Raw genomic sequence first — 17623 nt, forward strand, 5'->3', positions numbered from 1 at the left:
AGGCGAGGCTAGATGGCGAAGCGAAAATACCCCGACAATCCGTATCTGGCCGCCCGCTATGAGTGGAACGAGCGCTACGGCAGCTACATGCGCGCGGCCTCGGCCTGGCGCACCGTCGGCCTGCTTTCGATGAGCATGGCGGTGATCGGGTTCGGCTATGCCCTCTATCAGTCGACACAAGTCAAGCTCGTTCCCTATGTGGTCGAGGTCGACAAGCTCGGCGCGGCTGTCCTGGCCGGCTTCCCCGCGCAGATCGAATATGCCGACGAGCGCGTTGTGCGCTCGATGCTCGGCGCCTGGGTGTCGAACTTCCGGTCGATCACCCCGGATGCGACCGTGCAGAAGGGATATATCGACCGCACCTACGCGATGCTGAAGCAGCAGGACCCGGCGACCGAGAAGGTCAACAACTGGTTCCGCAACAATTCGCCTTTCGATCGCGCCCGCACCATGACGGTCTCGATCGAGGTCAACAACGTCGTCGCCCTCTCGAACCAGAGCTACCAGGTCGACTGGAGCGAGATCGAGCGCGACCGCGCGGGCAAGGAACTACGCACCCGCCGCTTTCGCGGCATCGCCACCGTGACTCTTTCGCCGCCCCAGGACGAGGCGGTCATTCGTCTGAACCCGATCGGCCTCTACCTCGAGGATTTCGATTGGACAGCCCAGCTTTGAGAAACGCTCGCGGAGTAAGAGTAATGTTGAACCTCAAGAAAATGCACGCGGGCGTGTGTGCGGCAACCCTGTTGCTGGGCACGTTCGCCCTCAATGTCGCCGTTGCGGCCGATCAGCAGGGCCTCAGCGGCAACGAAGCGCGGGGAACCGGACTTTCCACTCAGTGGCAGGGCACGGCCGCGGTGATGACGCGGGGGCCGGACGGCAAGGTCATTTACCTCTACGGCCAAACGCAGCCGTCCGTCGTTTGCTCGCCCCTCCAGCTCTGCGAAATCGAGCTGCAGGCCGGAGAAGCCGTGCGTGACGTGCTGGTGGGCGACACGGTTCGCTGGAAGGTCGAGCCGGCAACCTCCGGCTCGGCCGAAGGCCAGAAAATCCACCTGATCGTCAAGCCTTCGGAACCCGGGCTCGAGACGTCCATGGTGGTGACGACATCGCGGCGCACCTACCACATCCGGCTCAGGTCGCATCATCGCGACTACATGGCCCGCGTTGCCTTCGAATATCCCGAGGACGTGCAGGCCAAGTTCGATGCCCTCAACGCGCGCGTCGAGGCGAGCATCATTCCCGGCGCCGGCGTCCCGGCCGATAACCTGAGCTTCAATTTCACTATCAGCGGACAGGCCCGCTGGCGCCCGACCCGCGTCTACACCGATGGCGCCAAGACCTACATTCAGTTCCCCGGCCAGATGATGAGCGGCGATGCGCCGGTGCTGTTCGTCGTCTCGGGCGGCGAAAACCGTATCGTCAATTACCGGCTCAACGGCACGATGATGATCGTGGACTATGTGTTCGATCGCGCCGTGCTGCTTTCCGGCGTCGGCTCCCGCCAGCAGAAGATCACCATTTCGAGGAGGGGCTGATCATGCGCGCCATCCACCGACTTTCCCGTGTTCTGGCACTCGTTCTTCTCACCGGCGCAACAACCGGATGCACCACCACGGGGGGAGGATACTTCACGCCGACCGTCAGTGCCGATGCCGCCGATCTATCGCCGGCCGCGGCTGCGGCCGTCGCCGGCGACATGGTCTCCAAGCTCGCCGAGCATGTTGGCCCGGGCACCGGGACGATCGTCATCAAGCCCGACGATTCCGCATTCGGCCTCGCGCTCGAAGAGTCGCTGCGCGGCTGGGGCTATGCCGTTGCTTCGAACCAGGAGGCCTCCGGCGACACGATGATCCCGCTCGCCTATGTCATCGACACGTTCGAGGGCGCCGTCATGACCCGGATTTCGACGCCTTCGGTGGAGCTGACCCGCTCCTATGCGATGTCGGCGACCGGCGCGACACCGACAAGCCCGCTGTCTGTCATGCAGCGTACGACCTGAGGGGGGAGCCATGAGTTCGCTCGATCTCTCTCCCGGCGCCGAAGGCGGCGACGAGAAGCCCAAAATCCGGCGCTTGAACAAGCTGCCGGTCTTTCTCTTCATCGGCCTGGTCGTCCTTTTCTTCGGCGTTATCATTTGGGGCCTCTCGATCCGCGGCCTCAACCGGAGTGGGGGCCCGCTCGATACCTCGACCGGCGCGCCGGCGACCGATTTCGCCGACCAGCTCAAGCGCGGCGTTTCGGATGGCGTGATCGAGGAGCCGCGCCCCGCGCAGCAGATCCAGGTGGTGCAGCCGGTCGAACTGGCGGAAGACGAGCCGCAATCCACCAATCCTTTCCAGCGCCAGCCGACAACACCGCAACAGCAACAGGCGACGCCGGTCGAAAGTGAAGCCGACTGGCGAGAGCGGCTGCAAAGGGAACAGGACGAGCAGATGTTTCGCTTGCTGCATCAGCAGCGTATGGCCCGGCTCCAGGCCGACGATGCCGCCTATGACAGCCCAATCGCGATCGATATCGGTAACGTAGGGCAAGCCGCACAAACGGGAACGCCACAATCGACAACGGGGCAGGGGGCGCTTGGCGATCGCGCCGGCATGGCCGATCTCTATGCGGCTGCGCTGCGCGCTGGCGGCGCCGGGCAACAGGCCGATCCGAACAATCAGGCCGGAAAGGCAGACTTCTTCAATCAGAACATTGCCGATCTCGGCTACCTGCCGAACCGCGTCGTACCGCAGCAGTCGCCCTTTGAGCTCAAACGCGGCTCGGTGATCCCGGCAACGCTCGTGACCGGCATCAACTCCGACCTTCCCGGCCGTATCACCGCCCAGGTCAGCCAGAACGTCTATGACAGTGCGACCGGCCACCGGCTGTTGGTGCCACAAGGGGCCAAGCTCTTCGGCCGGTACGACTCCAATGTCTCGTTCGGGCAAAGTCGCGTGCTGGTGATCTGGACCGATCTCATTTTCCCGAATGGATCGACACTGCAGATCGGTGGCATGGCCGGCGTCGACGCGCAAGGCTATGGCGGCTTCCGCGACCAGGTCGACAACAAATACCTGCAGACCTTTGGCTCGGCGATCCTCATCGCATTGATCGGGACGGGCATCGACATGGCCGTGCCGGAAAGCTCGACCCTTGCGACGCAGGACACCGCCTCGGATGCGGCACGAAGGAATTTCGCGGAAAGCTTCGGGCGGGTAGCGGATCAAACCATTTCCCGGAATCTCAATGTCCAGCCGACCCTCACCATCCGCCCGGGCTATGGGTTCAACATAATTGTGGAGCAGGACATCATTTTCCCGGGAGCCTATCGCTGATGGCGAAGCTGTTTTCGCTCGCCCGCAATGCCGCCGCGGCTATCGCGGTTGGAGTGTTTCTGACCGGTTGCCTCGTGCTGGAAACCATCGACGCCACCATCGTGCTCGAGGGGTACGAGTACGACATGCGTGTCGAAACCCGCCTCGCTGATCCCCGTGTCGTTAAGGCGCTTGCCGACGGCCACGTGCTCACAGAACAGGAAGAGGACCGGATGCGGGCGGAAGAGCGCAAGGCGGCTCGAATGCCCGGCTTTGAGAGCTTCACCTACGCCGGGGAAGGGCGCTTCGATCTCATCGTCAATCTCACCGGTGAGTTGGATGCAAACGGGTCCGCAATCGGCGTCCCCAACACGCGGGCGAAGTCGCAAGCCGACAATTTCTTGAGCATTCGGCGCATGGACGACGCAACCATTGAAGTCAGTACCCCGGAGATCCCGGACCGGGCCCGCGCCGAGCTCGATCAGATCGCCATTGTGCCCAACGGAACGCTGAATGTGACCGTGTCCGGCACGGTCATTGAGACCAATGCCGACGAAACGCCCGGGCTCTTCGGTGGAGCGTATCGCTGGAACATCTCGTCATGGGATGACCGCGTGTTTCTCAAGTTCAACCCCGCTGTTGACTGACACGGGAGGAAAGTCCTTTCAACATCCCGATGCTCTAACATCCATGGAGAGCGTGCTTGGGCCCGCGAAGGCGGGCCGCTACCGTGACCGGTTAAAATTTCTGCGCACCGTCATCGCGAGCGAATATTTCAACGACGCGAGCGCATGGCTCGATGACCCCGCGTGCCGCGAAGGAGGATGAATGCCCCGCTACTATTTCCACATCTTTAGCGACGACGTGGAATATCCCGACCGAAAAGGTGAGCCCCACGATGACGACGCTCGAGCGATCGCCATGGCACGCCAGATCGTGTCAGAAATCGCCGAAGAACCGGAGCATCGCGAGATCGAGGTAAAAGTGGTTGGCCGAAATGGACGGGCGGTCGCAACGGTCGATATAAAGGGCCTAAAATAGCGACGCAGCAAGTTGTCAAAGTGCCTTTAGGCGTCGACCTATGAACCTTTCGCCGCCCGTTCCGGTCATAAATCTCGACGTCCACCGCGATTGCTTCGCCGAATAACCGTTCCTGACTTGGTTTCTCTGTCGCCGCCTGAAATTGCCTTCGTCGTCGCGGCGGACGATCCTCGAGTGATGCGACCATAGCAATTTCTGCTCACACCTTGCCCCCAAAAACACGCGGGTAGGCAGCATTCCACCGGACCATTGACTCCGAATGCAGCACTCACTATCTATCTCACGTGAACAACGTGAGGAACGTGATTCTATGAAGATCGACATGCTGGCCATTGGTGGCAGCGACGTCCTCGCCGGGGCGCTGAACGGCAGGTCGGCGCTGAACGAGCTTTTGAATACGTCGGCCGCCGAACCAGCAAACCCGGAGCCGGTCTTTCTCGATTTCACCGGCATCGAGGTCGCGACGGCTAGCTTTCTGCGCGAGAGCGTTCTTGCCTTCCGCGATATTGTCAGGGGGCGACGCTCGAAATTCTATCCGGTGGTCGCCAATGCCAATGATACAGTGCGTGAAGAGCTGCTGGAGTTGCTGATGCCCCGCGGAGATGTATTGATGTTGTGCGCGCTGGATGAGGCGGACGCAGTAACAATGGCCGCCCCGCTCGGTGAACTTGATCCGAAGCAAAGGCTCACTTTCGACCTTGTTCACGAGCACGGCGAGACTGACGCCGGCGCATTGATGCGCGAGTACGGCAAGAGCGAGGGGGTAAAACACACGACGGCTTGGAATAACCGGCTGGCTTCCCTCGCATCTCTTGGCCTCGTCATCGAAACGAGCCAGGGCCGCGCCAAGCGCTATCGGCCGCTGTTTGAAGGAGTGTAGAGACCATGGGGGCTGAATTCATCGAAAAGGCGGCGCCGAGCTTCAAGAAGGCGTGGGACCGCGCACGGGTAAAGCTCGCGACGGCCGACCTGTTCACACGCGTCCCCGATAGCGCCGCAAGGACGGCGGAAGCCGACATCATCGGCAACGCCAGGCTCAGCACCGGGGACCAGCTTACCGTCGAAAACAAGAACGGGACGCTGATCGCCCGACGAGGCATGAGCGATGTCGCGCGCTTCACCAATCCCGCGCCGGAACTCGTACTGGCCGTGGCCGCCTCCTGCGGCATAGCCAAGGGCACGGTGCTGGATGTTCATCCCATCGCAGGGGTCGCGGAGATCTCACTATGCTGACCCGTTCCGATCCCGCTAAAGTCAAGCCGCAGGCACCCCGCCATCGGCGCAATCCGCGTCGCGAGCGCCGCCTCTGGCACGATCCCGAAGTGGCGAGCGCAGCCCTCGGCTGCGCCACCTGCCCGGAGAAGGAGATTTGCGGCGGGCTGCGGCTGAACACGCCCTTCATGGACTGCCTGCAGTTCTGCTGCGGCAATCCGGAAGGTTGCGACCGCGTCTGCCGCAACCATCCTGACTTCGCCGATCGCTACCGTGAAATCGGCGGCTTCAACCTCTATAGCGTGCCACGCGCCCCTTTGCTCAATGCGGTTGGCCTGCCCCGCCTTGTCCCAGTCATCTATCACCCCACCGCGCGCAGCATGCCGCCCACTGCCGCGACCGTAGCGCTTCCGCTTTACCGTATGTTCGACCGGCGTACCGGCCTACCGCGCTTTGTGAGCCGCGACGCGCTCGGCGAGGCATTCGGCATTGGCCATCAGGCGTCGGTGATGCTGACCGGTACTGACATCGACCGCCCGCTCGAGCGCTGGTGGGGGCTCGGCGAAGCCGGCCGCCGGCCGATCATCCAAGCCCTCATCGCCGCCGGCGTCGGCATGGTGACGACGCCGAACTACAGCCTGTTCATCGACCGGCCGCGGTGGGACGACTTGCACGCGATGAAGCGCATCGCGATCGTCCATGAAGAGTTCTTGCGCGAGGGCCTGCCGGCCGCGCTCCATGTCAACGGGCGCACTGAAGCAGACTTTGCCCACTGGATCGCCTTCCTCGCCGCCCGGCCTGAGGTCACCCATATCGCCTATGAGTTCACCACGGGCACCGGCTGGTCCGGGCGGCGCGAGCAGCACGCGGCTTGGCTGGCAGGATTGGCCCGGGCCGTCGGCCGCCCGCTGCACATCATCGTACGCGGAGGCACCGACGTCCTGCCGGTGATTGCCCGCGCATTTTCGGGGATCACCGTTCTCGACACGTCAGTGTTCATGAAGACGATGATGCGCCAGCAGGCCTATCCCAAGGGCAACGCTGCCCTTGGCTGGCGAGGCGCGCCGACAGCACAGGGGGCCCATGTCGACCATCTGCTTGAAGCGAACTGGCAGGCGACCGACGCGTGGATTGGCGATCTGATCGCCTCCTCACGTTCGGCTGAATCGGCGCCGATGGCCGGATGACGGAAACCGAGCCCGCGATATTGGATTTCAGGATGCTCGACGGGCTGGCCTTCGCGGCCGCGCGGGGCCGCTTGAACGAGGCCGCCATTCCCGCGCTCACCGCGTCCGAGATCGGCCCGCTCTTCGAACTCTCGAACCTTGCCGACGACGGCTTACTTCCCGCACCGCACGTTGCCCTCTGGCTGACCACAAATCTTTTTGGTCCGATGCTGGACGCCATCAGGCACGGCACGCGAGAGTGGGTCTGCCCGCAAACGCGGCGCGCGGGCTTCCTAAGCACCGCCACGCCGCACGACATCAACGCATGGACGACCTTCGGTCTAGCCGCCCAGCAAGCTGCAACGGCGGAAGGATTTCCCAAGGCCATTGCCGCCCAGCTCACTGCCGCCATGGGCGAGCTTCACAGCAACATCTACGAGCATGCGCAAGAGCCGCAGAGCGGCATCGTCGCGTTCCGCGCCTCAAAGGGAAAATTTGAGTTCATATCATCCGATCGCGGCATCGGAGTTCTGAATAGCCTGCGCAGCAACGCGGCCTATGCTAGGCTCAATGATCACGGCGAAGCGCTGCGCTTGACGCTCACCGACGGCATCTCGCGGTACGAACACCAGGCGGAACGCGGCCACGGTTTTCGGCCGCTATTCATCGGCCTTGCCAACCTGAACGGCGCGCTGCGCTTCCGCTCCGGCGACCATGCCCTACTGATCGACGGCAAACAGCCCACACTTATGACGGCTCGCCCGGCACAGAAGCCCCAATTGAGAGGATTCTTTGTGTCGGTAAGTTGCGCGGTGAACGGCCATCCTCGACACGGCGCCTGATCATCACCAGGCATGCTGCTGGGAATTTCGGTGGAACACAGCGTGAAAACGGATTGGCAAGGCTGTCCCGAGCAATTCGACAATTGTTTTAGATAGGCCGTCACTCTAGACTGAGGTGATAGGTTCCTATCATAGCGCGGTGAACGGGATGACGGGTCGCATAAAGGCACGTACTAGCAAGCCCATCATCAAAGAGAAGCGACAAATGCTGCTTCATCTGGACAGCGACGTGATCAAGGATCTGAAAAAAGCTGCTGTTGATCGCGAATCGACGGCATCGGCGATCGCAAATGAAGCGATCGAGACTTGGCTCAAGAAGAACGAGCTTCGCGGAGGGTGACCGATCGGTCTAAGCCGGCGGTCAAATCGGGGTTGGGGTAGGCATGACAATTCCAAATGTATTTGAGCTTTGCAGGCCTCGCGAGGACGTGGAAAAGGGAACAATTGCTGACAGCGACTATGCGGCCAATCTCGCGAATGTCCTGACCGGTCGCGCCTCGCGCGACTACACCGACGCTCCAACGTTCTTCACGAACACTTATCCCACCGAGGGGCTGAAAGAGCTTCTTGTCAACGTCTGTGGCCGACTGTCTGGCCGCGGGGAAAGCGTGTCAGCTGTTTTCCGCCTCGATACCTCGTTCGGCGGCGGTAAGACGCACGGCCTGATTGCCCTTGTACACGCAGCAGCAGGGATGCAGGGTGTCTCGAATACCGCGGAATTCCTCGATCCAACCCTCGTGCCAACCCAGGCCGTCCGCGTTGCAGCCTTCGATGGCGAGAATGCCGATCCGGCGAACGGTCGGCCGATGGGCGAGGGAATCCGCGCCCACACGCCTTGGGGCGAGATCGCCTACCAGCTGGCTGGGAAGGCTGGATACGAGATCGTGCGCCGATCAGACGAGCAGCGAATTGCTCCGGGTGCCGACACCATAAAGGAACTATTCGGTTCCGATCCAGTGCTCGTCGTTCTCGATGAGCTGGGCGAGTACCTTCGGCGAGTTCAAGGCATGGGTGGGCGCGATCAACTGACCGCCTTCCTCAAGGCGCTGCTGACCGCGATCGAGAGCACCCCGCACGCGGCAATCGTGTATACCCTTGCGGTTCGATCCGACGGCAAGGGCGTGGACGCCTTCGCCGACGAGAACGAATTCCTCGCCAGCGCCATGTCGGAACTCGAAAGCGTCTCCGGCCGGAAGGCGACCAACCTCAATCCGACACGGGATGATGAAACCGCAAAGGTCATCCGACGCCGCTTGTTTGCGTCGATTGACGATTCCCGCGCGACGGAAGTGATCAACGGTTATCGCGAACTTTGGAGCATCCATCGCGACATTTTATCGGAAGAAGCCAGGCGCTCGACCACCAGCGCAGAATTCGCGCAGACCTATCCCTTTCACCCGGACGTTCTGGATACGCTCACCGGGAAAACGGCCACGCTCGGCGGCTTTCAACGCGTGCGTGGAATGCTGCGCATTCTGGCAAAGACCGTTGCGACCGTCTGGGCAAGCCGTCCTTCCGATGCGTCCGCGATCCACCTGCATCACGTCGATCTGGGATCGGATGTCATTCGCCGGGAATTCACGACGCGGCTGCAGCAAGGCGCCTTTGTGCCGGCGATTCTCAATGACATTGCTGGGCCGCCCGAGAAACTGGCTTTGGCCCAAGAGCTGGACGCGAAAAACTTCAAGGGCCTGCTGCCTTATGGCACCTACGTCGCCCGCACAATCTTCATCCACACCCTCGCGTTCAACAACGACCTTAAGGGCGTCGCAGCCGACCACTTGCGCTATTCGATCCTCAGCCCTGCAGCGGACCTTTCCTTCATCGACGATGCGAGGACGAAATTTCGCGCGGAATCCGCCTATCTCGATGATCGGCCGAACGCACCGCTGCGCTTCAACGCCGAAGCCAACCTAACGCAGGTCATCGGTCGGGAGGAGAAGAACATCGATCCCGGTGAGGCGCGCACCCAGCTTGTGGACAGGGCAAAGGCGATCTTCGGCGGCCAATCCTTCGACCTCGTGCCTTTCCCCGGCGGGCCATGGGATGTCCCGGACGACGTATCGGACGGCAAGCCGCGGCTTGTGCTGCTTTCTCACGACGCGCTGGAAATCGGCGCCGATCTTCGCGAGATGCCCGAGATCGTGGGACGCATGTTTGAGCGCAAGGGCGCCGACGGCAACGGCCTGCGGTCCCTGCGGAACAATCTGGTTTTTGTCGTCGCGGACGAAACCAAAGTGAACGAGATGAAGCGCGCGATCGTGCGCCGCCTGGCCCTTCAGGAGCTTAAGCGGCCCGAGCGCGTCAAGGAACTTGCCGAGCACCAGCAAGCTAAGGTCTTCGAACTCGAGAAGAAGTCCGAGACAGAGGCGGCTATAGCGATCCAGCAGTGCTATCGCCACATCCTCTACCCCTCGCGCAATGCGCTGAGCGGCACGGGCTCGGTGCAGCTAGCGCATTCGGTCATCGATATTCAGAATGCCTCCGAGCGCCCAGGATCAGGCCAGCTTCAGGTCGTTCGCCAGTTGCAAAGTCAGAACAAGGTTCGAGACGCTTCCGACTCGCCCGATTCCCCCTCCTACATCCGCGACCGCACACCCTTGAAGAAAGGGCAGATGACGACGCGCGATCTTCGCGACGAATTCCGCCGCGACCCCTCACTCTCGATCCTCCTGTCGGATGACGTGTTCCGCAAGGCGGTCCGAAAGGGCATCGAGGAAGGCGTCTATGTCTACAAGCGCGGCGATCTCCTGGCCGGGCAAGGCGATCCGATGCCGTCGATCAACATCGATGAAGAAACGACGATCTTCACGATGGACTTCGCCAAGACCAAGGGCGTGTGGCCTCGGCCGGCGCCCGCGTCGGCGGCCCAACCCGCATCGGCCGGAACTGGCGCTTCGATTTCGGGCGAGCCGCTCCCGCCGATCGGCGGAGCACCGGGCGAAGGCTCGGCGGTCGGCTTCGGCGAACGACCACAAGGTGGCCCGGATGGAGCTGCCGTCGCAAATGCCAAAGTGTTCACCGCCGAGGGCGTCTTGAAGGAAGCACTACGGAAGGTGATCGAACAAGCCAAGACCGCGAAGCTCGAAAAGGTAGATCGCGTGGTGATCCGCCTGTTCGAATATGGTGACGCCTTCAAGCTGATCCCGATCGCAAACACCGTCGCTGGAACAAAACGGTCGGTGAAGCTCACGGGCAGCTTCATCACAACGCAAGACAGCGAGATGCAGTTCGAATTCAGCGGCGTGGCGCAAGATGCGTCGACGATGAAGGACTACCTCGAACCTCAGTTCAGGGCGGCGAAGGAGACCGATCTGCAAACCAGTATTTCGTTTGATTTCGAAAACGGGCTCGCGCTGGATGGGGATGCCGCGGACAAATTCATCGAAAAGCTGACGCGCTTTGCGAGCGCGGCTGCGTATGTCGAAGCAACGGCGGAGGTGAAGTCATGAATGTGCCGCGCCGCAAGGACGAATTCATAATGGTGTCGAAAACCCAGCCCGTTTACGAACTGCGCGCCCGTCGCCATGGCCCTGGCGATACCGAGGTTGAAGTCTGGCAACTGCCATCGATTGTGACTCCACAGATCACCGCTCCGATCCGCCTTGCGGGCCTTCGCGGACGTAATCTCGAACTGGCTGAACACCGGGTACTCAAGCGCCTGAAGGAAAGCGGCATCCGCCTTGATCTCCTGCCGATCGAGGGCATGGGATCGGCTTTGTCGGAAGAAACCGCGCTGCGCCTCGCGCTGCTGTTCCGGACGCTCGCCCCAATGCGTAACCGCGACAACATGCGCCTCGTCGCCGAGGGCATCGAGGTAATGGGCAAGGAAGAAGCTGGCTATTGGCTCGGCATGTCGGTTCACCGCAAGAATCCGCGCCGCGTGCTGACTGCGCTCCGCATCCTGCTCACTGACCCAGCGAAATGATGGAAGATGAGCGTATGTCGGATGTGCGGCTGATTGAACGTTGGTTGCCGATCGCTGAAATAGGCATTGAGAGTCTTCGGGAACGCACGCCAATGACGCCGTTCCCTGCTCCCAACCGCTTGCACGTCTGGTGGGCGAGGCGCCCTTTGGTTGCGTCCCGGGCTGCCGTGTTGGCTTCGTTGTTGCCAGCCAATGCCGACCACGATGCCTTTCTCCATGTTCTGGGCATTCACGGTGATCCAATGGCGTCGCGCCGACGGATCGACCGGGCAAAGCGGATTGGCGAACGATTTGAAGGCGAGGCCTACACTTACAAGCGCGCTTTCTCATATTCACCTTCTCCATCGGAAATGGCTGCAATCCGAAGGCAGATTGGAAGCAACATATCTGTCCTCGATCCGACGGCGGGCGGCGGAAGTATTCCGTTCGAGAGCAGTCGGATGGGCTTTAAGTCGTATGCCAACGATCTCAACCCAGTAGCAGCTACGATTCTGAAGGCGACAGTAGAAACTCCGCAGCGTTTCGGCGTGAAACTTCTGGACGAGTTTGATGAAATCTCAAAGAAATTCGTCGCGCGACGCGAGGTCCTCCTTCGTTCGGCATACCCGCCTGAGCCGGAGAAGAACTGCGTTGCGACCAATTATATTTGGGCACGCACGATCTCCTGCCCGTACTGCGCGGGAACGATACCGCTCTCTCCGAACTGGCGCTTGAATGGGGCCGGCCTTGGGGTTCGATTGAAGCCCCATTTGGGCATTGGACCAGGGACCACTGGTCGCTTCTGCTCATTCGAGATCGTGACTAACATTTCAGAGCATTCGGCTGGAACCGTTTCCGATGGCGACGCCACTTGTCCCTTTCCAGATTGCGCCCGCGTTATCGATGGCGACGAGGTCAAGCGCCAGGCACAAGCCGAAGGAATGGGCGATCAACTGTTCACCGTCGTATTCAAGCGGCGCATCGAAACTAGGCTCAAGTCTGGGAAGCTTGGCAAGCCGAGATGGGAAAGGGGTTATCGAGCTCCTCGCACGGAAGACAGCATCGAGGCGGATATTGCCGCCCAAATAGATAGGAAGCTTCCAGAATGGGAGGCGCTTGATGTCATCCCAAGCGAAGCATTCCCTTCGGACACAAATGACGATCGACCACGTCAGTATGGTATGCCGCTTTGGCGGGATATGTTCTCGCCACGCCAGCTTCTTGGTCATGGACTGGCATCCGAGATTTTTCGTGACATGGTTGAGGAAGACAGACTCGCCGGTCGTCTGACTGATGTTCGCCGGGCCGCCTACATCTATCTCAGCTTCAGCCTCGATAAACTCCGCGACTACAACTCTCGAATGACACGGTGGCACGGCAATCGCGAAATCATGGTCAACACCTTTGATCGCCATGATTTTGCGTTCAAATGGTCGTATGCCGAAATGGTCATTACCACGGATAGTGTTGGTTATGATTGGGCTATCGAACAGACCGCGAAATGTATCAAGGAGCTTGTAGAGCTATCGACACCTACAGGGTCCAAAGATGGACCACTCTTTGGAGGAGAAAAGGTAGCGCCGGCCGAAGTTGTAATCTCGTCAAAGTCCGGCTCTTCTCTTGATCACATTGCCGACGGCTCAGTCGATGCTGTCGTGATGGACCCACCCTATGGCGCGAACGTTATGTATGCGGAGCTGTCCGACTTCTTCTATGTGTGGCTGAAGCGCACCGCGGGGCTAGTTGCGCCCGAGCTTTTCACAAGACGCCTTACCGACAAGCAATCCGAAGCAGTCGCCAACAAGGCCCATTTCAAAGGCCAGAAGGGCGCCGACGCGCTCGCGAACCGCGACTATCAGGAAAAGATGGCCGCGATCTTCGCGGAAAGCCGGCGAGTGCTGAAACCGAACGGCATCATGACCGTGATGTTCACGCACAAGGACACAAGTGCGTGGGATGCGTTGACGAAGGGATTGATCGAAGCGGGCTTCATTATCACCGCCTCCTGGCCGGTGAATACCGAGGCCGAAGGCTCTCTCCATATCAAGGACAAGGCCGCCGCCAACTCCACAATCTTCCTCGTCTGCCGCCCGCGCCCGGCAGATCAGGGCGACGAGACGACCTATTGGGAAGATGTCGAGCCGCTGGTGGCCAAGGCCGTCCGCACCCGGGTTGAAGAATTCCAGAAGGCCGGGATTACCGGCGTCGATCTCTATCTCGCGTCCTTCGGGCCCGCGCTGGAAGAATTCTCGCGCCATTGGCCGCTGAAGCGCGGGACACCGCGACCCGAACCGCTGGCGAAGAGACGCCGCAAGCAGGCCGAACTATTCGAGGAAGAGTTCGATCCCTACGCGGTGACGCCGGAAGACGCGCTCGATGCCGCACGTCGCGAGGTCAAGACGTGGCGGTTGAACCAGCTCACCCATACCAAGGGACGTGGCGATCTCGATGCGACCACCTCGTGGTTTGTGCTGGCCTGGGACGCGTTTAAGGCGCCGGTGTTTAGCTACGATGAAGGCCTGCGGCTCGCCCGTGCAGTGGGCGCCGATCTCGATGGCCAACTGATTGGCAAGGTCTGCGAAAAGAAGGGCTCGGATATCAAGCTCTGGGATAGCGCCACGCGCGCTGCCAAAAATGCACTCGGCCCCGCCGACGGATCGCGCGCCATGATCGACGCGATCCACCATGCCGCCCATCGTGGCAGGACGCGAACCCTAGAAGCGGCTTTCGATCTTCTCAAGGATGCGGGGATCGATGGCGATTCCCAATTTCTGGCCGCTCTCGAAGCCGTGCTGGAAGTTCTGCCACCCTCGCGTAACTTTGTCGGCTTCGATGTTGCCACCGGCGATGCAAAATCGGCGGCCGATGATTTCGACGCCCTTGAGAAGCTGCGTCGTCTCGCCTTCTCCGACAAGGTTGATGAGCCCCAACAGCTATCGCTCTTCACAGAGGAGGCTGCTTGACGCTTCTGCGCGACACCGCATGGCGCCTCAAATATACACCGGACGATGGTGACCTCGTCCGGCTATTCTATGTGCCTGCGTTGCGCTCGGCCACTCGATACGATCGCCTTACAGGCTATTTCTCGGCACGCGCCTTGGCGCTTGCTGCCCGGGGCGTCGAAGGGCTAATCGTCAATAATGGGCGGATGCGCCTGATCGTCGGCTGCACTCTCGGCGAAGAAGAGGTTGCGGCCATCGAGCGCGGCGAATCTCTCCGCGACGCCGTTGAACGGACGCTAATCAAGATGCCGATCTTGACGGCCGATCCGCGGACGATCGATGCCCTCGAACTTGTCGCCTGGATGGTGGCCAACAGCTTTCTCGATGTGAAGCTTGCCGTGCCCTGCGACCTCGACCGCCGGCCGATCCGCGACGACAGCATCTTTCACGAAAAGACCGGCATCATCGAGGACAAGACCGGCGATCGGATGGCCTTCAACGGTAGCATCAACGAAACCGAATTCGGTTGGACGCGGAACTGGGAAAGCTTCAACGCCTTCACGTCGTGGAATGACGGCCCGCGCGTTGACGAAGAAGAAGCAAGCTTCGCGAAGCTCTGGGCTGACCGCGCCCGCCGGGCGATCACGCTTGATGTGCCAACGGCGCTGCGCGAGCAACTGCTGACCTTCCTGCCCGACCCCGAAAAATTGCCTAAGCGCCTCGCTGAACACGACGACCAATCGACGGGACCATCGGCACCCAGACCGACTCAAGGACCGGCCCATGATGATGAGCCAATCACTATTGGGCCGGGGCCAAGTGTTTCGATCGATGAAGAACGCCAGGCCGTTTGGGAAAAGATCGCCAACGCTGCCGTTCAAGCCATCGGCGGCGATCGCGTGGGCGAAGCGACTTCCGCGGTCGTGCCTTGGCCGCATCAAATCCGCGCCTATCATCGCCTCTATGACAACTGGCCGCCGAAGCTTCTGATTGCCGATGAAGTTGGTCTCGGGAAGACGGTTCAGGCCGGGCTGCTGCTTCGCCAAGCTTGGTTGGCGGGCAGGATCAAGCGCGCGCTGGTCCTCGCGCCCAAGAACGTCTGCAAGCAATGGCAGATCGAACTACGCGAAAAGTTCAACCTGAATTGGCCGATCTACGATGGCCAGAAATTGACGTGGTATCGGTCGCCGGCGCGGGATCATGATTTCGAAAAGCCGGTGTCTCGCGAGGCGTGGCATCGTGAGCCATTCGTGATCATGTCGAGCCATCTCGCGAGGCGCCAGGATCGACAACGCGAAATTCTGGAAGCGGCCGATCCGTGGGATCTCGTTGTCCTTGATGAAGCGCATCACGCCCGAACGAAGGGCGCTGGAACGCCGCAAGCCAAAGGCCCGAACCGGCTTCTCCAATTGATGCGGTCGTTGCGGCGTCGAACGGACGGGCTAATCCTCCTTACCGCAACACCCTTGCAGGTCCACGCCACGGAACTCTGGGATTTGCTCGACCTGTTAGGCCTGCCGCCTGAATGGACACCGGATGCCTTCGTCCGCTTCTTCTCAGAAGTCGCGAAGGAACCTGTAACCAACGAAAGCCTCGATTGGCTTTCGGCGCTCTTCCGGGCGAACGAGGCCCATTTTGGAGAAGTCTCGCGGGCGGATGCGGAACGGCAGACCCGGCTGAGCGGACTGAAGACCCGGAAAGTCCTCCAAGCGCTGCGCGATCTGGTTTCGATACCGCGCCGGCAGCTTTCGCCGGAAGAACGCCGCACGGCGATTGCGATCATCAAGCGATCGACACCGGTCGGCGCGCTCGTTTCGCGCCACACACGCGAATTGCTGCGCAAATACTTCAAGGCCGGCAAGATGTCGGCTGCCATCGCAACGCGGCAAGTCGAAGACCGCTTCATTCCGCTGTCGGTAGAGGAAGGCGACCTCTACCAGCAGGTCGAAACCTACATTTCCGAGACATACAATGCCGCGGCGCCTGATGCCCGCAACGCCGTGGGATTCGTGATGACGATCTATCGCCGGCGCCTTGCGTCAAGTTTCCATGCCCTTCGGCAGACGATGGAGAAGCGAAAAGGTGGTGTAGGAGGGTTTCTCACCGCAGCCGATGAAGCCAGGATCGATGAGGACGTCGCCGACCAAGTCGAGGCCGGCGAAGAAATAGATATCGAAACTGTGTCAGAGGACGAGCGACGCGCCCTCGCGTTCGAAGAGATCGCGACCATCGAAACTATCGTGGCTGATATCACACTGCTGCCGACCGACACTAAGGCCATCGAGCTTTCGAAGGTTCTGGCCGAGCTCAAGGGCAGCGGCTATCCGCAGGTGATGGTGTTCACCCAGTTCACGGACACGATGGATTATCTTCGGGACCTGCTTGTCGGCGCCGGAAACTCGGTGATGTGCTTTTCCGGTCGCGGCGGTGAAGTGCGCAACACCGATGGCACTTGGAGGTTGATCACGCGCGACGATGTCAAACGGCGCTTCAAGGAAGGCCGTTCCGAAGTCCTGGTGTGCACCGACGCAGCTGCCGAAGGTCTGAATTTCCAGTTCTGTGGTGCTTTGGTGAATTACGATATGCCTTGGAATCCGATGCGCGTTGAACAGCGGATCGGGCGCATTGATCGCCTCGGTCAGCGGTTTTCTGATATTCGGATCATCAACCTGCACTACGAAGATACGGTCGAGGCCGACGTCTATCGCGCGCTGCGCAGTCGCATTTCGATCTTCGAAAAGGTTGTAGGCGGGCTTCAACCAATCCTCACGCGCTTGCCACGGCTCATCGAAGAATCGGTCTTGTCCACCTCGAACGCCCCTGACGCCAAGCGCAATGATGCTCTTCAGGCGCTCGAAAATGCGATATCTGCAGGGGACGATTCTGCCCTCAACCTCGATGAGTTCGCGGATGAAGACCTCGAGGTGCCGGTCCGTCTTGATCCGGCCATAACGCTTTCCAATCTCCGTGCCGTTTTGGACAGGCCGATATTGCTGCCGCTCGGGACAGAAGCTGTTCATCTCGACGAGAAGGATTACCGCCTCGTCGATGGATTTTTACCGCATGCGGTGCGTATCACCGTAGACCGCGAATTCTACGAGATGCACGCCGATAGCGTGGAGTTCTGGACCCCTGGCAGTCCAACATTTCCGGATTTGGATATCTATCGGCGCTGACTCACCTAAATGCGGTCATCTACGGATGGTCCTACATT

The 17623-nt window shown here is 60.7% G+C and carries 15 protein-coding genes; all 15 read left to right on the plus strand.

The window, feature by feature from the left end; all coding sequences use genetic code 11:
* The first annotated feature begins 12 nt into the window (after window positions 1–12).
* The 15 genes from trbF to ACSF9G_RS22855 all read left to right on the plus strand — a co-directional run bounded on the left by trbF (window position 13) and on the right by ACSF9G_RS22855 (window position 17585).
* On the plus strand, window positions 13–675 hold the full coding sequence (trbF, locus tag ACSF9G_RS22785; RefSeq protein WP_154386565.1) for a conjugal transfer protein TrbF: 663 nt from the start codon (window positions 13–15) through the stop codon (window positions 673–675).
* Between the two features lie 41 nt (window positions 676–716).
* Window positions 717–1538: a P-type conjugative transfer protein TrbG gene (gene trbG / locus ACSF9G_RS22790; protein ID WP_436644422.1), complete on the plus strand. Its 822-nt coding sequence runs from the start codon at window positions 717–719 to the stop codon at window positions 1536–1538.
* A 2-nt stretch (window positions 1539–1540) separates the two neighbouring features.
* Window positions 1541–2002 (plus strand): conjugal transfer protein TrbH, encoded by a 462-nt coding sequence (gene trbH, locus ACSF9G_RS22795; RefSeq protein ID WP_154386567.1) that lies wholly within the window; start codon window positions 1541–1543, stop codon window positions 2000–2002.
* Window positions 2003–2012: 10 nt separating this feature from the next.
* Window positions 2013–3320: an IncP-type conjugal transfer protein TrbI gene (gene trbI, locus ACSF9G_RS22800; protein WP_154386568.1), complete on the plus strand. Its 1308-nt coding sequence runs from the start codon at window positions 2013–2015 to the stop codon at window positions 3318–3320.
* Window positions 3320–3946: a hypothetical protein gene (locus ACSF9G_RS22805; protein WP_154386569.1), complete on the plus strand. Its 627-nt coding sequence runs from the start codon at window positions 3320–3322 to the stop codon at window positions 3944–3946. Before trbI ends, ACSF9G_RS22805 begins: the two co-directional genes overlap by 1 nt.
* A 181-nt stretch (window positions 3947–4127) precedes the next feature.
* Entirely contained in the window at window positions 4128–4340 is a 213-nt protein-coding gene (locus ACSF9G_RS22810) for a DUF6894 family protein (RefSeq protein ID WP_154386570.1), read from the plus strand.
* Between the two features lie 310 nt (window positions 4341–4650).
* Entirely contained in the window at window positions 4651–5220 is a 570-nt protein-coding gene (locus tag ACSF9G_RS22815) for an STAS-like domain-containing protein (RefSeq protein ID WP_246670854.1), read from the plus strand.
* Window positions 5221–5225: 5 nt separating this feature from the next.
* Entirely contained in the window at window positions 5226–5573 is a 348-nt protein-coding gene (locus ACSF9G_RS22820; RefSeq protein ID WP_154386571.1) for a hypothetical protein, read from the plus strand.
* A complete protein-coding gene (locus ACSF9G_RS22825; RefSeq protein WP_154386572.1) occupies window positions 5567–6739 on the plus strand; it encodes a DUF4417 domain-containing protein in 1173 nt (390 codons plus the stop codon). The genes ACSF9G_RS22820 and ACSF9G_RS22825 overlap by 7 nt, the downstream gene beginning before the upstream one ends.
* Window positions 6736–7560, plus strand: coding sequence for a hypothetical protein (locus ACSF9G_RS22830; protein WP_154386573.1), 825 nt, complete (start codon window positions 6736–6738; stop codon window positions 7558–7560). The genes ACSF9G_RS22825 and ACSF9G_RS22830 overlap by 4 nt, the downstream gene beginning before the upstream one ends.
* Before the next feature lie 205 nt (window positions 7561–7765).
* A complete protein-coding gene (locus ACSF9G_RS22835) occupies window positions 7766–7900 on the plus strand; it encodes a hypothetical protein (RefSeq protein ID WP_256438744.1) in 135 nt (44 codons plus the stop codon).
* An 88-nt stretch (window positions 7901–7988) separates the two neighbouring features.
* Window positions 7989–11012, plus strand: coding sequence for an ATP-binding protein (locus tag ACSF9G_RS22840; RefSeq protein WP_246765470.1), 3024 nt, complete (start codon window positions 7989–7991; stop codon window positions 11010–11012).
* The gene (locus ACSF9G_RS22845; protein ID WP_154386576.1) at window positions 11009–11488 is read left to right on the plus strand and encodes a DUF7680 family protein; all 480 of its coding nucleotides are present in this window, start codon (window positions 11009–11011) and stop codon (window positions 11486–11488) included. Before ACSF9G_RS22840 ends, ACSF9G_RS22845 begins: the two co-directional genes overlap by 4 nt.
* Window positions 11485–14430: a DUF1156 domain-containing protein gene (locus ACSF9G_RS22850; RefSeq protein ID WP_246670855.1), complete on the plus strand. Its 2946-nt coding sequence runs from the start codon at window positions 11485–11487 to the stop codon at window positions 14428–14430. The genes ACSF9G_RS22845 and ACSF9G_RS22850 overlap by 4 nt, the downstream gene beginning before the upstream one ends.
* Window positions 14427–17585: a DEAD/DEAH box helicase gene (locus ACSF9G_RS22855; protein ID WP_154386577.1), complete on the plus strand. Its 3159-nt coding sequence runs from the start codon at window positions 14427–14429 to the stop codon at window positions 17583–17585. Before ACSF9G_RS22850 ends, ACSF9G_RS22855 begins: the two co-directional genes overlap by 4 nt.
* Window positions 17586–17623: the final 38 nt, after the last annotated feature.

Source organism: Microbaculum mangrovi, assembly GCF_051390635.1.
In the GTDB taxonomy this organism is placed as follows: domain Bacteria; phylum Pseudomonadota; class Alphaproteobacteria; order Rhizobiales; family Tepidamorphaceae; genus Microbaculum.